We start from the raw sequence: 18,288 nt of genomic DNA, 5'->3' as shown, positions 1-18,288 counted from the left end.
GGTGACACTCTTTCTGGAACGACTCATCTCCGGATTGACCAACGGATCGATCTACGCAATTCTCGCGCTGGCACTAGTGGTGGTGTTTCGCGCCACCGGCACGATCAACTTCGCTCAGGGCGAGTTGGCCCTGTTCACAACCTTTGTCGCCTGGTGGCTGACGACGATGTCCTGGCCGATCTGGTCGGCGATCGGAGCGGCCCTGGCTTTGGGATTCCTGCTCGGAGCATTGATGGAGCGTCTGCTCATTCGGCCGGTTCAGCGTCGAAGCGACATGGCAGTGCTGATCGTGGCACTGGGATTGTTCACCGGGCTCAACTCGTTGGCCGGAATGCTGTGGGGGAGCGATACGAAGATCATGCCGAGCCCGTTCCCCAACGGTCCGACCGATTACATCTCGGTGGGGGGTGCGCGTGTTTACGGCGACGCACTGGGCGTACTGGTGGCGCTCGTTGTCCTACTTGTGTTGATGTCCTTGCTCTTTCGCAAGACGAGAGTCGGTCTGCACATGCGTGCCGTCGCGGACAATGCCGAATCTGCCACTCTCGCCGGAGTTCCGACCAGCCGGATACTCGCAATCGGTTGGGGTGTTGCGGCAGCGATCGGCGCACTGGCAGGTGTCCTGGTCACTCCGCTCTCGCCGCAACAACTCGGTCTCACGACCATGTTTCCGATCTTCATCGCAGCATCTGCGGCCGCACTGTTCGGTGGACTCGACAGTCTTGTCGGTGCCGTGGTCGGCGGGTTGACGATCGGTGTCCTGGAATCGATGCTCAGCGGCTACATTTCGGCCATCGGCGGTTCGCTTCAGCAGACATCCGCTCTGCTGATCATCGTGGTGATCCTCTTCGTCAGACCCAATGGACTGTTCGGTACCAAGAAACTGGAGCGAGTATGACGACGCTTGCCGAGAGAAATGAACCCGCCGTCGCCGAAAAGGCGGTCAGGCAGCCGCGCGTGGTGGTCGCCGGTTCGACGTCGTACCGGATACTCCAACTGGTTCTGCTGGTGGCAGCCGTCTGTGCCTTGCTTCTCGCTTCACAAAGTGCGCCGTTTCGCGTGGGGCAGTTCACGAGCGTCTTCATCATCGCGATTGCCATTGCGGGACTGAATATCGTCAGCGGATACACCGGACTGCTGTCGATCGGCCATTCTGCCTTCTTCGGCCTCGGCGCGTACACGACCGGCGTGCTGATCGTCGATCGCGGATACTCGCCGTTGACCACGATCCCGATTGCAGTCGTATTATGTTTTGTACTAGGGCTTCTCGTCGGGCTTCCGTCGTTGCGGATCATGGGGCTATATCTGGCTCTCGTGACACTCGCCGTCGCTGTGGCGTTTCCCGAAGTGATCCGCAAGACCGGGGATCTGACCGGTGGTGCCGCTGGAATGGTGGTTCGTGCAAATCTACTGGTCCCGCCGAAATGGACGGGTTTGACTCGCGCGGACACCTATCTCTGGATCTTCTGGATCTCGGTCGTGACGCTGGCAATTGTCATGCTCCTGATTCGCAATCTCGTCAAGAGTCGATTCGGTCTGGCTATGGTCGCGGTGCGCGACAACGAGATTGCGGCGAGCGCAAACGGCATCAACGTCGCGCGGGTCAAGATTCTCGCTTTCGGGCTCTCCGGCGCGATCACCGGCCTGGGAGGTTCGCTGTTCACGATGTACATCGGCGCGCTCTCTCCCGAGTCCTTCTCGCTGATGAAGTCTATCGAGTTCATCACCGGGCTGGTGTTGGGCGGAATCGCAACCCAATTCGGCCCGATCGTGGGGGCAACGGCAGTGGTGTTCCTGCCGTACTACACCGGAAGCGTCACAGACGGCCCCGTGTCGGGAGTGGTGTTCGGCGCGGTGCTGATCGCGATCGTGTTCTTGATGCCGGACGGAATCGTCGGTCGGATCAACAGCGTGCTCCGACGGTTCGTCCTCGTGGTTCCCGCAGATCATCCCAAGTATCGCGAGGGTGAACCTCGCACCTGAGTGCCGTCTCCCTCGCCCACTCTCGTTTCCCTCAACTCACAGCAAGGAACTGGACGATATGAAAAGGCAGACCACGATTCCCGCAGTCATCGCCGCTGCGGCACTACTCCTTTCGGCCTGCGGAGGTAGCTCCGACGCAGAGAGCAACACGTCGACATCGGCCGGCGCAGTATCGGTCGACGACTGCAGTGATCCCAGCGGTGCCGCAGCGCCGATCACCGACAAACTCACGGTGGGATGGAGTGGGCCGACGTCAGGCCCGCTCGCCGATGCCGTCGGCAACGTGATCGAAGGAATGCGAGCACGGTTCGAGGTGGAGAACGCGGCCGGCGGCGTCGGCGGCGTCAAGCTCGACGTCGTGGTCAAGGACGATGCATTCTCCCCGGAGCGCGCCAAAGCCAACGTCGGAGAGTTCATTCAGAAGGATAAGGTCGACGTTCTGGGTACCTTCGGGGCCGGACAGTTGAACGCCATCGCGGATGATCAGACCACTGCCTGCGTGCCGCTGCTCTTCGCGCAGGCAGGCATGCCCGAGTTCCGGGTCATCGAAGACTTCCCGTGGACCACGGAGTATCTACCGGATCCGGGCGTCGAGATGGAGGTAGTGGTCGAGAGCTTGAAGAAGAAGTATCCGAACGGCGCCAAGGTCGCACTGGCCACGAACCAGACCGAATCCGGACAGGGAATCGCCAACGGCTTCAAATCCGCGATCGAAGGAACCAACTTCGAGATCACGGCGGAGGAGGCGCTGACCGACCCCAAGACGGCGGCTTCGACTCTCAAGGCCAGCGGCGCCGAGGTTTTGGTGGTCGCCGGTGTCACTACCGACTGCCTCGCGATCACTCAGGCGATCGGACGTGTCGGATGGAAGCCCGACACCGTGATTCAGCCGTCGAACTGCGTCGACGGTGCGACCCTGTACGCGCCCGCCGGTGATGCTGCAGACGGGCAGCAGGTGATGGTGTGGCTCAAGGATCCCAACAACGCTCTCTACAAGGACGACGCGGCAGTACGTGACTACCTTGCCGGAGCGGCGGCTCACGGTGCCGATTCCCCGACCAACAGCTACACCGTGAACGGATGGGCCATCGGTGACCTGTTGGTGGACAACTTCACTCGGGCCTCTGAGTCTTCTGACGGACTCTCTCGCGCCACCATCATGAGTGCCGCGCGTACGCAGGACTACCACCCGCCGATGTTCATCGACGGAATCAAGTTCACCATGACCGCCGATCATGCGCTGGGCATCTTGGCATTCCAGCCGTTCGAGTGGAATGCCACTACCCAGGCGTTCGAGAAGCAAGGCGACGTGATCGACATTTCCGGCCGTTACGAGAACTGAGGCGAGTGCGCGAATGAACAAGACACACAGGGGATTGCATCCTCGCGGCAAGGTGGACGAATACACCTCGAAGGGGTGGTGGTCCGACGAGACAATCGATCAGGTGTTCCGGGCACAGGTGCGGGCCCGCGGCGACGAACTCGCGGTAGTTGATCCGGCGAACCGGAGCGAGTTGTCCGGCGGAGATCCACGACGCCTCAGTTGGAACCAACTGGAGAGCGAAGTCATCGCGCTCGCTGCCCGCTTCTCCGAGGTGGGTTTGGGCCGGGGCGATGTTCTGGGTGTGCAGATGCCCAACACCGTCGAACTGGTCGAGGTTTATCTTGCAGCGTGGTCGCTGGGGATCGTGGTCTCACCCTTGCCGATGCAGTACCGCGAACGCGAAGTGAAAGGAATGGCAAACCAGGCTGCGTTTGCAGCATTTGTCACCGTACCCAGTTTTGGTGACAGACTCCCTGCTACGGAGATCGCTGCAATCAGATCCCGGATTCCTTCTCTGAGATCGGTGTTCGCCTACGCTCCCGCGTCCGAGCTTCCGGCTCAGCTTCCCGCCGGCGTCGTGGGGCTGAGTCCTCGGACTGCGACCGAAGCGCAGCGAAGTGAACTGGATGAACGAAACACCGAAGATCCGAACGACCCCAACGATGCGATGACGATCTGTTGGACCTCCGGGACCGAAAGCGAGCCGAAGGGTGTCCCACGTTCGCACTACGAGTGGCTGGCCATCTGCTGGGCCACGATCGACGCTCCCGACATCGTCGTCGGCGACGTCTTGTTGAACCCGTTCCCGATGGTCAACATGGCCGGAATCAACGGAATGTTCCTGCCGTGGCTCCGCACGGGATGTGTACTGGTACAGCACCACCCGTTCGACCTTCGAGTGTTCCTCGGGCAGATCGAGGCCGAGCGAGTGACGTACACGGTAGCGCCGCCTGCGCTGTTGTGGATGCTGCTCGCCGACGAGTCGATGCTCGCGGCAGTCGACCTGTCGAGCTTGACTCGGATCGGTTCGGGTTCGGTGCCACTGCAACCTCCGATGGTGCGGGGATGGCAGGAGCGGTACGGAATCGGAGTCATCAACTTTTTCGGATCCAACGAAGGAATCAGTCTGCTCTCCTCGCCTGCGGACATGCCGGATCCGGACGACCGCGCACGGTACTTCCCCCGCTTCGGTGTCGAGAACTTTCGCTGGAGCACCAGGATCTCGGACTGGATGGACGTTCGCTTGGTCGACGTGGTCACCGGCGAGGACATCACCGAAGTCGGGCACCCGGGTGAGTTGCGCATCAGCGGACCGACGGTCTTTGCCGGCTATCTCGGCGATCGGCCGTCACCGTTCGACGAACGCGGATTCCTCTGCACCGGAGACATCTTCGAGATTGCCGGTGATCACGGGCAGTTCCTCCGCTACCTGGACCGGGGGAAGGACCTCGTGATCCGCGGCGGAATGAACATCGCCCCAGCCGAACTGGAGGGATTGATCGCCGAGCATCCGGCCGTGGCGGATGTGGCCGTCATCGGCGACCCCGACGAAGTGCTCGGTGAGCGCGTCGCAGCAGTGGTCACGCTGCGGCCCGAGACGGAACTCGAGCTGGACGCTCTGGTCGCGTTCCTGAAGGACAAGCGCATCGCGTCGTACAAGCTTCCCGAACGGCTGGAAATTCGGAAAGAGTTGCCGCGCAATTCGACCGGAAAGATCCTCAAGCGTGAACTTCGACAGAAGAGTGTGGCATGAGTGTGATGAACGACAGTGAAAAACTTGCGCTGGCGCGTGAGATGTTCCAGGCCTGGGACGTCATGGATTGGACACGCGTCGTCGATCTGTTCGCCGAGGACGGTGTGCTCCACAGCGTGATGCAGGAACCTCTTGTCGGCAAGGAAGCTGTCGCGGGCCGAATTGCGTTGCTGGCAAGCAAGTGCGAACGGATCACCTTGACGATCGAATCTCTCGGCGTGATCGACGGCAGGGTATTCGTGCAGCGAGTCGATGACTTCCACTTCGACGGTACCCACGGCGTCGTGCCTGTTGTCGGAATCCTCACCATGGCAGACGGACGGATCACCGAGTGGCTCGAATACTACGACCGTCCGACACTCTTGAAGGGAATGGGTCTTGTCGACGATTTCGAGTAGCGGGACTTCGAGTAGAGGGACTTCACAAAGAGGATTGCCGACTATCGACATCTCCCTGGGTTTGTGGCAGGACCGTCCGCCGCGTGAAGTGACTGTCACTGCGCGCCTTGCCGACAAACTGGGGTTCGGCCGAGTGTGGGTGGGGGAGATGGCGACGTACGACGCCTTTGCACTGGCGACGTCAGTCGGCGTCGGCTTCGAGCACTCCGAACTGGTGGTCGGCCCGCTCGCGGTGACGGTTCGTGATCCGGCGATGATCGCGATCGGGGCGGCGTCGGTGGCCGGCCTGACCGGGCGTCTTGTGTCGATAGCGTTGGGCACGTCCAGCACTGTCGTGGTCGAAAAATGGCATGGACGAAGCAGATCCGGGGCAGCTCGAGCGCTCGCGGAGTCCGCCCGCGGTGTGCGATCGCTCATGAACGGCGAGCGGGGCGAAGTCGCCGGCACGGTGATGCGCACCAGTGGATACAGGCTGCGTCTTCAACCGCCGGGCGGCCGGCTCATAGTTGCAGCTTTCGGAGACCGGGCCCTTCGCGCCGCGGTGGAGTTGGGCGACGAACTAGTGCTCAATCTGGTGAGTGCGGAGCAGGCCGGTCGTCTGATCACACGGTGCAAGGAAATCGCGGCTGAAATGGAAACGGCGATGCCCCAGGTGTCGGTTTGGTCGCCGGCGGCCGTGGCAACCGAAGGCCCAACTCAAATGTCGATCGATCAACTCCGACGTGGACTCGTGCCGTATCTCGCTGCCCCCGGATACTCGGACATGTTCGTCCGCGCAGGCTTCGCGGACGTGATCGAGGCAGCCAGGGCCGGGACCGCGCCTCGCGAGCTCTTGAGTCAGGTCTCCGACGCCATGGTGGCGACGGTGGGAATCGTCGGAACTCCGGCCGATGCCCGTGAGCAGCTCGAGGCGTACCGAGCGGCGGGTGTGGACACCGTCGTGGCCGTGCCTTCATCCACTGATTCGGATCCGGCCGGGAAAGCGACCATGGAACTTCTTGCCGAGATGGCATGACATATCCCCGACGAACTTACTCTCAGGTAAGTTCGTCGAGGATATGTCGAATCGGAGGAGTTGCCGTGAGTGATCGTGTTCGTGTCGAGGTAGTGCAGTCGGTGGCGTACGTAACGCTGAACCGACCGGAGAAACTCAACGGTCTCGATCTGGATATGCTCGACGCACTGGTGAATGCCGCTCGAACGATCGAAACCGATCGTTCGATTCGGGGTGTAGTTCTGCAAGGCGCGGGTGACGCATTCTCTGCCGGGTTGGACTTCGCTTCTGCGGGCAAGCAACCGATGCGGATGGCCAAGGCCTTTGCAAAATTTCCAGGTCAGAAGACCAACCTATTTCAACGCGCGTGCTGGGTGTGGCGCGAATTGCCCGTGCCCGTCATCGCGGTCGTTCACGGGCACTGCTTCGGCGGGGGACTGCAATTGGCGCTCGCCGCAGACTTTCGATTCACCACCCCCGATTGCACGTTCTCGGTGATGGAGGCGAAGTGGGGATTGATCCCCGACATGACCGGAACGGTCACGATGCGCGAACTCGCGGCAATGGACGTCGTGAAACGCCTCGCCATGACTGCTGAACTGTTCGACGGAAATCAGGCTCTCGAGTGGGGGTTCGTGAGCGGAGTCAGCGACAATCCACTCAAGCCGGCGCAGGAACTGCTGTCGCAGATCATGACTCGCTCACCGGACGCGGTCGCAGCAACGAAGACGTTGTTGCACAAGACCTGGAACCGCTCGCCTCGCGGCGCGTTCTGGATCGAATCGCGGATCCAACTGGCGCTGATGCGAGGCAAGAACCACAAGATCGTGCGCACCGCGAACGGTGCGAAGAAGTTGCCGGAGTTCGCCATTCGAAAATTCGGCTGACGAACTCCGGCATCGCGGCGCCGTGCGGCGTCCACGTCGAGGTTGATCACAGCATCAGGTCTCGTCCTGATCGATCCTTGATGAGCATCGTGGCGACGAAGGACACCGCGGCCAACAGGGCGAGATAGATCGAGATGGCCAGAGTGCCACCTGTTCTGCCGAGGAGCCACTGCGCAACGGTTGGCGCGAAAGCGCCACCGAAAATGGTGCCGACGGCGTAGGAGATCGACGCACCGCTGTAACGGATCGAAGCCGGGAACAGCTCGGCGAACAATGCCGGTTGAGGTCCGTACGACAGCCCGAGTCCGACCGAGAAGAGGATCATCGCCACATAGATCCAGCCGAGATTTCCAGTGTCGATGAGGAGGAAGAACGGCACCGCGAACAGGACCATTGCGAGGTTGCCCACGTTCATCACCGTGGTGCGGCCGCGCCGATCCGACCAGTAGGCGCCGATCATGGTGAACACGCCCCACGTGACGGCACTGGCGAGCGTGGCAATCAGTAGTTCCGTCTTACCCAAGCCGTACGTCTTGGTGGCGTACGCGACGATGAATCCACCGATCACCATGTAGCCGTTGCCATTTGTGCCGACGAAGGACAGGGCAGCGAGTACGACCTGTTTCGGGTGCTTCTTGAACAGCGTGCGGATAGGCGTATTGCTCTCGGAGCGGCGTTCCTTGAGTTCGGCGAAGACGGGTGACTCGCTGACCCTGCTTCGGATGTAGAAGCCGACGCCGATCAACACGACGCTGAGCAGGAACGGCACTCGCCATCCCCAGGTGGTGAACTGTTCGTCCGTGAGGGTGAACGTGCACAGTGCCAAAACGCCGGTGGCGAGCAACATTCCGAGCGGTACACCCATCTGGACGAATGCTCCGAAGAACCCTCGGCGTTTGGTGGGTGCGTGTTCGACGGCAAGAAGAGCGGCCCCGCCCCATTCACCGCCCGTCGAGAATCCCTGCACGATTCGGAGAAGTATCAGCAGGATCGGCGCCCAGATTCCGATCGAGGCATACGTCGGCAGCACACCGATCAGGACCGTCGCGGCGCCCATCATTGCCAGAGTTGCCACCAGTACGCGCTTTCGGCCGAGTCGATCACCGAGATAGCCGGCGACGATGGCGCCGAGTGGACGGAAGACGAAGCTGATGCCGACCGTGACGTAGGAGACGATCTGACCTGCCGAGCCCATCGGCCTGAAGAACAGGTCCGCAAAGATCAGCGCTGCGGCTTGGGCGTAGATGAAGAAGTCGTACCACTCGACGGTGGTGCCGACCATCGACGCCATCGCGGCGCGGTCGTACTCCTTCGCGGCGGGTTTGGTGCCAGTTCTGGTAGTGGTCATCGAGCTACTTTCTGCCAGTCACGTGGTCCACCGAAGGGGTGAACTGCGAAGTCGGAACAGGGGAGAAATACTGTTCGATCTGCGACGTTGCCGGTGTGCTCGGTGCATGCTTGTGGCGGACTCGGAGCGTTCCTGCGCGATCCCATTGTCAATATCGGCAACCGAATGATCGGTAGGTAATGAATTATGCAGAAGTGTGCGCGTCAACACAAGAGGTGTCGGGAAGGTCTGATTATCCGGTGCGGAGCGTGCGAGAAATCAGGTGCTCAGTTTTGGGGCGACGTGGCAATGCGCAGGTCGATTTCCCGGGCGCTGAGGAGGTGGTCGAGGACAAGAACCGCGCAGCCGAGAATGCCGGATTGTGCGCCGTGGCTGACCGATGCGATCTGCAGCTTTCGGGTGGCAAGCGCCGTTGCATTGCCGTACACGGACTCTCGAAGCCCGGCGAGGAAGAGTTCGTCTGCCTCGGCCATGTCGCCGCCGATGATCAGGACCTCGGGATTGAGGAGGTTGACCGCGCCGGAAATGACGTCGCCGATCAGTCGACCGCTGCTTCTGATGAGCCGGCGTGCTTCGCTGTCGCCGTCCAGAGCGAGGCGGACCACGTCACGCACGTGCCCGACGCTTCGGCCCTGATCTCGGAGGGCATGCACGAGAGCCCAACCGCTGGCGACGGTTTCGACGCAGCCGACGTCGCCGCACCGACATTTCATGCCCCGTGCCGCAGCAGTTTTCGTGTGCCCGATCTCGCCGGAGGCTCCGAGTGAACCGCGCTGGAGGACTCCGCCCAGGACGATTCCCGCGCCCAGGCCGGTCGATGCCTTGATCATCAGGAGGTTGGGCGCGCTCTCGCGGCGTTCGCTCAATTCGGCCAGAGCCATCACGTTGGCATCGTTGTCGGCAAACAGTGGTGCCGTCGTCACCGATGCCAAGTAGGGGGCGAGGGCAACTCCGTCCCATCCCGCCATCATCGGAGAGTCGAGGCTCGCTCCTGCGGCGACGTCGACCGTTCCGGGAATGCTCAGTCCGATTCCGATGACCTCGGTAGACGTGCGTTGGACCTGGGTCAGTAGTGACGAAAGATGCTCGGCAATTTCGGGCATCAGTTCGTCGGGGCCGACCCCGACCGACTTGTCGATGTCTTCTGCAGCGAGGATCGTGCCCGCCAGGTCGGTGACTGCAAGTTGTGCCCGCGATCGACCGATTGCCACGACGAGAACCACGCCGGACGAGTTCGCGAACGTGAGAGTGGATGGCGGCCGACCGCCTGTCGACGGGCCCTCGTCGTCATCGGCGATCAAACCAAGCGATTGAAGTGCTGCAACCCTGGCCGATACCGCCGTCCTCGACAGCCCGGTGAGCTTCCCGATCTCGCTGCGCGTGGTCGCGGAACCGCTGCGTATCAGCGTGAATACCTCTCCCGCGGTAGCCGGAGTCGTGGACGGTCGGGTCATTGTCCTATTCAAGCATTCCTCGTCAGTAACTTCAGCGTGCGAAAGTTCCCGTACTTTGTCCACAAAAAGACGTAAGTAGGTCTTGTTAAAAAGCAGAAGTAGGCATAGTCTGTGTCTTGACTCACTGCCACGGGCGTCCGAGGAGACGAGTCGCAGTTTCTGTGAAGCAGGGCGCACAAACAGGGGAGAGCCTGATGAGCCGCACCGATACACAAGAGATCGTCGAGTTCGCACGTAAGTGGCAGCAGTTCGACGGTGGACCTGACGAAGAGATCTTTGTAACCTTCGGCCTCGCCCCGGACGAGTATTTCCGCAGGCTGCAGGCGATTCTCGATGACGGCGTCGTAGCGCTGACTCCGCCGGTCACCGGCGAACTCGCAACCGTCTGTGCGCATCGACTCGGCCGATCGGCCAGGCGTCGATAAGTCCGACCCGGCGTAAGCCCCGAGTCACCCGAATTCGTTTCATCTGAGTAAGGAATTGAGGTCGCCATCATGCACAAGCACCTACCGATGCCGTACCCGACCGCCGAAGTGTGGGATTGGCAGCTGCAGGGAGCGTGCCGTGGGCATGACTCCGCGGTGTACTTCCACCCGGACGGCGAGCGCGGACATGCTCGCGAGAACCGTGAACGCAACGCCAAGAAGGTCTGCGGGACGTGCCCTGTACTCCAGCAGTGCCGCGAACACGCACTGTCCGTCCACGAGCCGTACGGCATCTGGGGTGGAATGACGGAGACCGAGCGCGCAGAATATGTGCGATCGCTGCGTAAGCGCAGCAACCGGATGCCCGCGGTCGCCAACGCGAGCTGACGGTCCTTCGGAAAGGACTCCAGTGTGACGCTCGTTGTCGGTATCGATTCGTCTACCCAGTCGTGCAAAGTCATTGTCCGTGACGCCGATTCGGGCGAACTGGTACGAGAAGGGCGAGCGGCTCATCCAGTCGGTACCGAGATCGATCCGGCACGCTGGCTCGAGGCGATGGACAGTGCAATCGCCGCGGCGGGTGGGCTGGACGACGTTGCAGCCGTTTCCGTCGGAGCTCAACAGCACGGCATGGTGTGTCTGGACAACGGCGGCGAGGTCGTCAGGCCGGCGTTGCTGTGGAACGACACTCGTTCGGCGAAGGCTGCGTCCGATCTGGTCGACGAACTCGGCGGATCGAAGGAATGGGCCGACGCCGTCGGAGTCGTTCCGGTCGCCGCGGTCACGGCAAGCAAGCTTCGATGGCTGGCAGATCACGAACCGGCCAACGCCGATCGCACTGCCGCAGTGTGTCTTCCGCACGACTGGCTGTCCTGGAAATTGGGCGGGTCAGGTTCGTTGAAGGAACTTGCGACAGATGCGGGCGACGCCAGTGGAACCGGCTATTACGCTGCCTCGACGCGCGAATACCGTACCGATATGTTGGCGTTGGCATTTCGTGATCGAATCCCACAGGTTCCCCGAGTTGCAGCGCCGAACGAAAAGATCGGAAGCACTCACTCCGGGGGAATCATCGGACCGGGTACGGGTGACAATGCCGCAGCCGCACTGGGTTTGGGCGCAGTCCCCGGTGACGTGATCATCTCGATCGGAACTTCCGGCGTCGTGTCGGCTGTATCAGTCACGCCCACAAACGATCCCAGTGGAAACGTGGCAGGATTCGCAGACGCAACCGGACTGCACCTGCCGTTGGTGTGCACTATCAACGGCGCCCGCATCCTCGATGCGACGGCATCCGTTCTCGGCGTCGATCACGCCGAGCTGTCCAGGTTGGCGCTGACCGCGCCCCTCGGAAACGACGGTCTGGTCATGATTCCGTACTTCGAGGGTGAACGGACGCCCAACCGGCCCGATGCCACGGGAGCCATGCACGGTTTCCGTTTGCAGAACTCGACGCCTGCGCACTTTGCACGAGCCGCAGTCGAAGGTCTCCTGTGCGGCTTGGCCGATGGCGTCGACGATCTGGTTCGTCAGGGTGTCGAGGTGAAGCGAGTTCTCCTCGTGGGAGGCGGAGCGAAGTCTCGTGCTCTCTGTGAGATAGCGCCGGCAATTCTCGGGGTGCCGGTCGTGATCCCTGCTCCGGGTGAGTACGTCGCCGAGGGGGCCTGCAGGCAAGCAGCATGGGCACTGTCCGGGGACGCACAGCCGCCGGTGTGGCCGAAACCGGAAGAGCGACGATTCGACGCCGAACCAGCTCCCCACGTGCGCGAGCGCTACGCGTCGTTGCGCGAACTCACCGAAGGCGTTTGAGCGCTCCCTACAGAAGGCCGAACTTTCGGACTGCGTCGAGCAGTGCGTGCGGGCGTTCGGTCGTCGGCAGGGGATCGACGAGTGCGAACTGGCAACCGACGTCTCGGGCAGCGCCGTCGGCCACGTCGCTGTCGCCGACCATCAATGTCTGTGCCGCATCCACATCGAGTTGTGCCAGGGCGTATTCGAAGATTGCGGGTTCCGGCTTGACGGCACCCACCTCGAACGAGAGGACGAACTCGTCGACCCAGACATCCCAGCCTCGGTCGACGAACGCCGGTCGGATGTCGAAGGCGATGTTGCTCAGGACTGCGGTTCGTATACCCTTCTCCGACAATGACTTCAGGACCTCGCCGGTATCCGGGTACGGCGACCACTGGTCCGGATCCACCAGCAGGGCGTAGAAAGCCTCGGCGCGAACCGGATCGGGCACTCCGGACTTGCTCAACACGTCGAGGTAAGCCTGACGATGCAACTTCGGATCCCGGTCGCGGTTCTCCCACGCATAGATCCCGGCTTCGTCCATCTCGACGGTTCTACCCACCGGCGCGGTCATCCGGCGCATCAGCTCGGCTTGAGCATGCACGTCGAGCGGGTCACCTTGGTGATCGACGAGGTGCCCATTCCAATCGTCGCTCTCTTCCAAACGGAAGAGGGTTCCGGAGAAATCGAACAGCGTCGCGGCGATATGTCCGTCTTGATGGGCCGTGCTGTCAGTGTTCACCTCGACAGGTTATCGGCGTCCGCTTTCCGATGCGTGATGTGAGCCAGTGCACGCGTACTTTGAGAGGGCACATTTTCCGAGGTTCCCCCGACGGGCGTGTTTTCGACGCTCCGGATGAACCGAACGACGAGGGGGATCCTCCGTGTCCGACCACGCGAATACACCAGATTTGACGAAGCTGTCCGGCGAAGACCCCCACCTCTCACGTCAGCTGTCCAACCGGCATATCCAGCTGATCGCCATCGGTGGGGCCATCGGTACCGGACTCTTCATGGGATCGGGCAAGACGATCTCTCTCGCCGGGCCTTCCGTGATCTTCGTATACATGATCATCGGCTTCATGCTCTTCTTCGTCATGCGTGCGATGGGGGAGTTGCTGCTCTCGAACATGGCGTACAAGTCGTTCTCGGACTTCGCCGCTGATCTGCTGGGCCCCTGGGCAGGATTCTTCACCGGCTGGACGTACTGGTTCTGTTGGATCGTCACCGGCATCGCTGACGTCATCGCGATTTCCGGCTACTTCAAATACTGGTGGCCAGGTCTCGCGGCGTGGATTCCCGCTTTGCTGACGATCGCGGCACTACTCCTCTTGAACTTGCCGACGGTGAAGGCCTTCGGTGAAACCGAGTTCTGGTTCGCGCTGATCAAGATCATCGCCATCGTCAGCCTGATCATCGTCGGCATCGTCATGGTCGTCTCCGGGTTCACGGCGCCGAACGGTGCCACCTCCGGTATCGACAATCTCTGGAACGACGGCGGCATGTTCCCGACCGGATTCATGGGCTTCGTGGCCGGCTTCCAGATCGCGGTGTTCGCATTCGTGGGTATCGAACTGGTCGGCACGACAGCAGCCGAGGCGAAGGACCCGGAGAAGAACCTGCCGAAGGCCATCAACTCCATCCCCATTCGTGTGCTGCTGTTCTACGTCATTGCGCTGACCGTGATCATCGCGGTGACACCGTGGCGTGAAATCAGCGCAGACAAGAGTCCGTTCGTCGCCATGTTCACACTCGCCGGCCTCGGCATCGCTGCATCTGTCATCAACTTCGTCGTGCTGACCTCCGCTGCGTCTTCGGCCAACTCGGGTATCTACTCCACCTCGCGCATGGTGTTCGGCCTTGCGCAGGAGGGCGACGCACCGCGGGCACTCGGCAAGCTGAACTCGCGCAAGGTCCCCGCGAACGCCCTGATGTTCTCCTGCATCTTCTTGCTGGCGTCGCTGATCCTGCTGTTCTCGGGCGATTCCGTGATCGAGGCCTTCACCGTCGTCACGACCATCTCGGCGCTGCTGTTCATGTTCGTGTGGACGATCATTTTGGCGAGCTACATGGTGTACCGGAAGCGTCGTCCGCACCTGCACGAGGCGTCGAAGTTCAAGATGCCCGGCGGCGTCGTGATGTGCTGGGTCGTGCTCGCGTTCTTCGTCTTCATCCTCTGGGCGCTGACAACCAAGGACGACACCCTGCAGGCACTTGTCGTCACACCGATCTGGTTCGTGGTTCTGGGTATCGCGTGGGCGATCATTCGTCGCCGACCCGCTCACCGGGCACGATACGACGCATTCAAGTCAGAACTGGACGCCAGCCGACAGAACGGCGAGAAATAGTTTTGGTCAAGATCGGGTAACGGTGGCGGCCGCCTTGATCAAACTGTTACATTCTTCGGCAGACAGAGGAGCGGGCTTCATCAGAAGGACGCTGCACGCCGACGACTGACGGAGTACACACTGTGGGAAACCACCACCGCACGGGCAATGACGATGTTGTCTTCGAGATCGATCCCGAGGTAGCAAGCGGCCGCCACCGCACCGCGTCGTCTGGCCCTGGTGCCGGTGTCAAGGCAGGCGTCGTAGCTGCGGCTACCGGTGCACTCCTCGTCGGGGCAGGCCAGATGGGTGCAGGAACCGCTGCTGCGGCGCCGGCAACACAGACCATCGCGGGCTTCGAAATCCCGCAGGGTCTGCTTCCCGAGGGCGCTGTCGTTCCGGCTGAATTGGCAGCTCTTCCCGCTCTCGACATTCCTGAGCTTCCCGATTTTGCAGCTGACCTCAACACGCAGGCACAGCAGTTCCTCGGCAGTATCAATCCCGGCCCGTCGGCTCGCACGGTACAGCCGGTGTCCGGAACGCTGACCTCCACCTTCGGTTCGCGCTGGGGAGCACACCACGGCGGTCTCGACATCGCAGCCCCGATCGGTACGCCGATCCTGGCTGCAGCCGACGGCCAGGTCATCGACGCCGGCCCGGCGTCAGGTTTCGGCCTGTGGGTCCGTGTCCAGCACGACGACGGCACCGTCACCACGTACGGCCACGTCAACGACTACCAGGTCAACGTCGGTCAGCGAGTCAACGCCGGCCAGCAGATCGCCACCGTGGGTAACCGTGGCCAGTCCACCGGCCCCCACCTGCACTTCGAGGTCGCCGAGAACGGCGCAAAGGTCGATCCGGCAGCGTGGCTGCAGGCCCGCGGCGTGGCGGTCACCTGGGTAGACAACTCGTAAGAAAACTTCTTGCAGAACTGCGGTGGTACCGGGAAATTCTTCCTGGTGCCACCGCAGTTCCCGTTTGTCGGTGACCCCGGCCGGATAGCCTTCAGTGACGTTGATCGTCGAAGGGGGAACGTGCGATGGGTGCAGAGGTCACGGCAAGAGAATTCACCAGAGCCGACCGCAGGCTCTTTCGTAAGAAGGTGCGCTCGTGCGTCGACGCCATGAAGCAGATGCTCGACGGTGGTGACTTTCGGGACGCCGTCGACAGGCCCGCGCCGCTGCTGGGTATGGAGATCGAATTCAACCTGGTGAACGGGGACATGGCTCCTGCGATGTCGAATCGTGAAGTACTCGAATCGATAGACGACGCTGCGGTTTTCCAAACCGAACTCGGACAGTTCAACGTCGAGATGAACGTCGAACCCGGCCCTCTCACCGGTGACGCGACTTTCGAATTGGAAAAGAAACTGCGGGCGTCCCTTGACGTCGCAGACGCACGAATCCATGCGCACGACGCTGAGATGGTGATGATCGGGATGCTGCCGACATTGCAGCTCGAGCATCTCGATCGAGAGTGGATCACGGCCAACCCGCGCTACGAATTGCTCAACGAGCAGATTTTTGCCGCGCGAGGAGAGGACATCGAACTCGACGTCGAAGGTGTCGCGCTACCTGGCGGCGACGTGGAACTTCTTCGGGCCGATACCAATTCGGTGGTGCCGGAGGCGGCGTGTACGTCCATGCAGTTGCATCTGCGGGTGGCGCCGGAAGAATTTGCCGCGCACTGGAATGCCGCTCAGTGTCTGGCCGGAGTGCAAGTGGCGTTGGCCGCCAATTCTCCTTTCCTGGCGGGCAAGGCACTCTGGCACGAATCACGCATTCCGATCTTCGAACAGGCCACGGACACCCGAACTTTCGAGCTCAAGAACCAAGGTGTGCGTCCGCGGGTGTGGTTCGGTGAGCGGTGGATCCACTCGGTGCTCGACCTGTTCGAGGAGAACTCGCGGTATTTCCCGGCCCTGCTGCCTGATGTGTCGGACACCGATCCACTGGAAGTGCTGGCGGCGGGCGGGATTCCGGAGTTGAGCGAGCTTCAGATGCACAACGGCACGGTCTACCGGTGGAATCGACCGGTGTACGACTGCTCGGATGGCAAGCCGCACTTGCGTATCGAGAATCGCGTACTGCCGGCCGGACCGACCGTCGTCGACATCATGGCCAATGCAGCCTTCTACTACGGAACCGTTCGGGCATTGGTGAACGCGGAGCGGTCACTGTGGTCGCACATGTCCTTTCAGGCGGCGGAAGAGAACTTGCACATCGGCGCCAAATACGGACTGGATGCGACCCTGTACTGGCCGGAGATCGGCTGGGTCGGCGCCGACGAGTTGATATTGCGAAGGTTGCTGCCGTTGGCGCACGAGGGCTTGGCGGACTTCGGATTGTCCGCCGCCGCCCGCGATCGGTACCTCGGCGTCATCGAGGGGCGGTGCATGAATAGGCAGACCGGTGCGGCCTGGCAGCGAGCGCACGTTGCGCGGGCGGAGGCCTCGGGCGCGGACCGCTCGACTGCGCTCACCGGAATGCTCCGCGGTTACGTGGAGAACATGCGCACGGGAGATCCTGTTCACACCTGGTCCTGATTGCTCTGCTAATTCTCCTATCCGTCAACAGTTTCGGGGACTTAAGTCCCCGAAATCGAGAGGGGGCGACCCCAAAAAAGCCGGACAAGTGGGATGGTTAGAGTGAAAGTGGCTCGGTTACTTCTTCAGGAAGGTGGGCACATGAGTTCACGCGAACATAACAGTGTTGTTGTCGGAGTCGAGGGTTCGGACACTGCGTCCACCGCGCTCCGCGAAGCCGCGAAAATCGCCGCCCAGCGCGAATTGCGACTCGACATCATCCACGCTCTCGACTTCGCGCCGTACGGTTTCGGTGGGCCGTACGTCGACGCGGGTGGGGTGTACGAATGGGTCGAGGAGGCCGGAAAAGCGATCTTGGCAGAGGCGGAACAGTTCGCCCGTGAGATCGATCCGAAACTCGAGGTTCACACCGAAATCGCCATCGGCAGTGCAACTCAGTGGTTGATCGAGAGTTCGGCACAGGCGAGGCGCGTAGTTGTCGGAGCTTCTGCATCAGGCAAAGCGGCAACGGCAGTACTCGGCAATACCGCGGTCGGGGTGGCCAGTCACGGCAAGTGCCCGGTGATCGTCGTCCGAGACCGCGACGGCGCGGTGCCCTCGGAGGGGCCGGTCGTGGTCGGCGTCGACGGCAGCGCGCTCAGCGCGCAGGCCGTGGGTGCCGCATTCGAAGAAGCGGCATTCCGCGGCGCAGAGTTGGTGGCGCTGCACGTGTGGAGTGACCTCGGGAGCGCGGCATTCGAAGATCCGAGGGCCGCTGCACTTGCACCGCAGTCTCTCGAGGAAGAAGAGCACGCAGTTCTCAGCGAGAGCTTGGCGGGTTGGTCCGAGCAATACCCGGACGTGAAGGTCCGGCGTGAGGTCTACCTCGACAACCCACGTGGACGGTTGCTGGACTGGTCGGCAAAAGCGCAGCTCGTGGTCGTCGGAAGCCGTGGCCGCGGTGGATTCCGCGGCATGCTGCTCGGCTCGACCAGCAACACCCTGATCGCTTCGGCCAAGTGCCCCGTCATGGTGGTGCGCCCCGAAGAATCCTGACCCTCTTCAGACGCTCCCGCTACC

The 18,288-nt window shown here is 61.8% G+C and carries 17 protein-coding genes; 14 read left to right on the top strand and 3 right to left on the bottom strand.

Going from position 1 to position 18,288, the window contains the following annotated elements; all coding sequences use genetic code 11:
- The first annotated feature begins 1 nt into the window (after nt 1).
- The 7 genes from R4P65_RS16875 (at nt 2) to R4P65_RS16845 (ending at nt 7,339) form a co-directional block, all read left to right on the top strand.
- Entirely contained in the window at nt 2-898 is an 897-nt protein-coding gene (locus tag R4P65_RS16875; RefSeq protein ID WP_317827360.1) for a branched-chain amino acid ABC transporter permease, read from the top strand.
- Nucleotides 895-1,983 (top strand): branched-chain amino acid ABC transporter permease, encoded by a 1,089-nt coding sequence (locus R4P65_RS16870; RefSeq protein WP_317827359.1) that lies wholly within the window; start codon nt 895-897, stop codon nt 1,981-1,983. The genes R4P65_RS16875 and R4P65_RS16870 overlap by 4 nt, the downstream gene beginning before the upstream one ends.
- 58 nt (nt 1,984-2,041) lie before the next feature.
- Nucleotides 2,042-3,325 (top strand): ABC transporter substrate-binding protein, encoded by a 1,284-nt coding sequence (locus R4P65_RS16865; RefSeq protein WP_317827358.1) that lies wholly within the window; start codon nt 2,042-2,044, stop codon nt 3,323-3,325.
- Nucleotides 3,326-3,338: 13 nt separating this feature from the next.
- Nucleotides 3,339-5,060, top strand: coding sequence for a class I adenylate-forming enzyme family protein (locus tag R4P65_RS16860; protein WP_317827357.1), 1,722 nt, complete (start codon nt 3,339-3,341; stop codon nt 5,058-5,060).
- Nucleotides 5,057-5,458: a nuclear transport factor 2 family protein gene (locus tag R4P65_RS16855; RefSeq protein WP_317827356.1), complete on the top strand. Its 402-nt coding sequence runs from the start codon at nt 5,057-5,059 to the stop codon at nt 5,456-5,458. Before R4P65_RS16860 ends, R4P65_RS16855 begins: the two co-directional genes overlap by 4 nt.
- 34 nt (nt 5,459-5,492) lie before the next feature.
- Complete coding sequence (locus tag R4P65_RS16850; protein ID WP_317827355.1) at nt 5,493-6,473, top strand: LLM class F420-dependent oxidoreductase; 981 nt, start codon at nt 5,493-5,495, stop codon at nt 6,471-6,473.
- 65 nt (nt 6,474-6,538) lie between these two features.
- Nucleotides 6,539-7,339 (top strand): crotonase/enoyl-CoA hydratase family protein, encoded by an 801-nt coding sequence (locus R4P65_RS16845; RefSeq protein WP_317827354.1) that lies wholly within the window; start codon nt 6,539-6,541, stop codon nt 7,337-7,339.
- A gap of 46 nt (nt 7,340-7,385) precedes the next feature.
- Here R4P65_RS16845 and R4P65_RS16840 read toward each other — a convergent pair whose 3' ends face one another.
- Nucleotides 7,386-8,687, bottom strand: coding sequence for an MFS transporter (locus tag R4P65_RS16840; RefSeq protein WP_317827353.1), 1,302 nt, complete (start codon nt 8,685-8,687; stop codon nt 7,386-7,388).
- 266 nt (nt 8,688-8,953) lie between these two features.
- Nucleotides 8,954-10,141 carry an ROK family transcriptional regulator gene (locus tag R4P65_RS16835; RefSeq protein ID WP_317827352.1) on the bottom strand — a complete coding sequence of 396 codons (1,188 nt, stop codon included), beginning with the start codon at nt 10,139-10,141 and terminating at the stop codon, nt 8,954-8,956.
- Nucleotides 10,142-10,335: 194 nt separating this feature from the next.
- Between R4P65_RS16835 and R4P65_RS16830 the strand changes: the two genes are divergently transcribed.
- The 3 genes from R4P65_RS16830 to xylB all read left to right on the top strand — a co-directional run bounded on the left by R4P65_RS16830 (nt 10,336) and on the right by xylB (nt 12,375).
- Nucleotides 10,336-10,566, top strand: coding sequence for a DUF3263 domain-containing protein (locus tag R4P65_RS16830; protein ID WP_230814393.1), 231 nt, complete (start codon nt 10,336-10,338; stop codon nt 10,564-10,566).
- A gap of 69 nt (nt 10,567-10,635) precedes the next feature.
- A complete protein-coding gene (locus tag R4P65_RS16825; RefSeq protein ID WP_230814392.1) occupies nt 10,636-10,953 on the top strand; it encodes a WhiB family transcriptional regulator in 318 nt (105 codons plus the stop codon).
- Nucleotides 10,954-10,977: 24 nt separating this feature from the next.
- Nucleotides 10,978-12,375 carry a xylulokinase gene (gene xylB / locus R4P65_RS16820; protein WP_317827351.1) on the top strand — a complete coding sequence of 466 codons (1,398 nt, stop codon included), beginning with the start codon at nt 10,978-10,980 and terminating at the stop codon, nt 12,373-12,375.
- A 7-nt stretch (nt 12,376-12,382) separates the two neighbouring features.
- Here the strand turns inward: xylB and R4P65_RS16815 are convergent, their stop codons facing one another.
- On the bottom strand, nt 12,383-13,099 hold the full coding sequence (locus R4P65_RS16815) for an HAD-IA family hydrolase (protein WP_317827350.1): 717 nt from the start codon (nt 13,097-13,099) through the stop codon (nt 12,383-12,385).
- A gap of 142 nt (nt 13,100-13,241) precedes the next feature.
- On the opposite strand from R4P65_RS16815, the gene cycA reads away from it, so the two are divergent.
- From cycA to R4P65_RS16795, 4 genes are all read left to right on the top strand, one after another.
- Nucleotides 13,242-14,705: a D-serine/D-alanine/glycine transporter gene (gene cycA, locus R4P65_RS16810; protein WP_317827349.1), complete on the top strand. Its 1,464-nt coding sequence runs from the start codon at nt 13,242-13,244 to the stop codon at nt 14,703-14,705.
- Nucleotides 14,706-14,827: 122 nt separating this feature from the next.
- On the top strand, nt 14,828-15,598 hold the full coding sequence (locus R4P65_RS16805; RefSeq protein WP_317827348.1) for a M23 family metallopeptidase: 771 nt from the start codon (nt 14,828-14,830) through the stop codon (nt 15,596-15,598).
- Nucleotides 15,599-15,723: 125 nt separating this feature from the next.
- On the top strand, nt 15,724-17,229 hold the full coding sequence (locus R4P65_RS16800; protein WP_317827347.1) for a glutamate-cysteine ligase family protein: 1,506 nt from the start codon (nt 15,724-15,726) through the stop codon (nt 17,227-17,229).
- Nucleotides 17,230-17,370: 141 nt separating this feature from the next.
- Entirely contained in the window at nt 17,371-18,264 is an 894-nt protein-coding gene (locus R4P65_RS16795; protein WP_020970378.1) for a universal stress protein, read from the top strand.
- Nucleotides 18,265-18,288 lie beyond the last annotated feature (24 nt).

It is taken from the genome of Rhodococcus sp. IEGM 1318, assembly GCF_033142465.1.
GTDB classification, from domain to species: domain Bacteria; phylum Actinomycetota; class Actinomycetes; order Mycobacteriales; family Mycobacteriaceae; genus Rhodococcus_F; species Rhodococcus_F qingshengii_B.
This window is presented reverse-complemented; position numbering and strand designations above follow the sequence as displayed.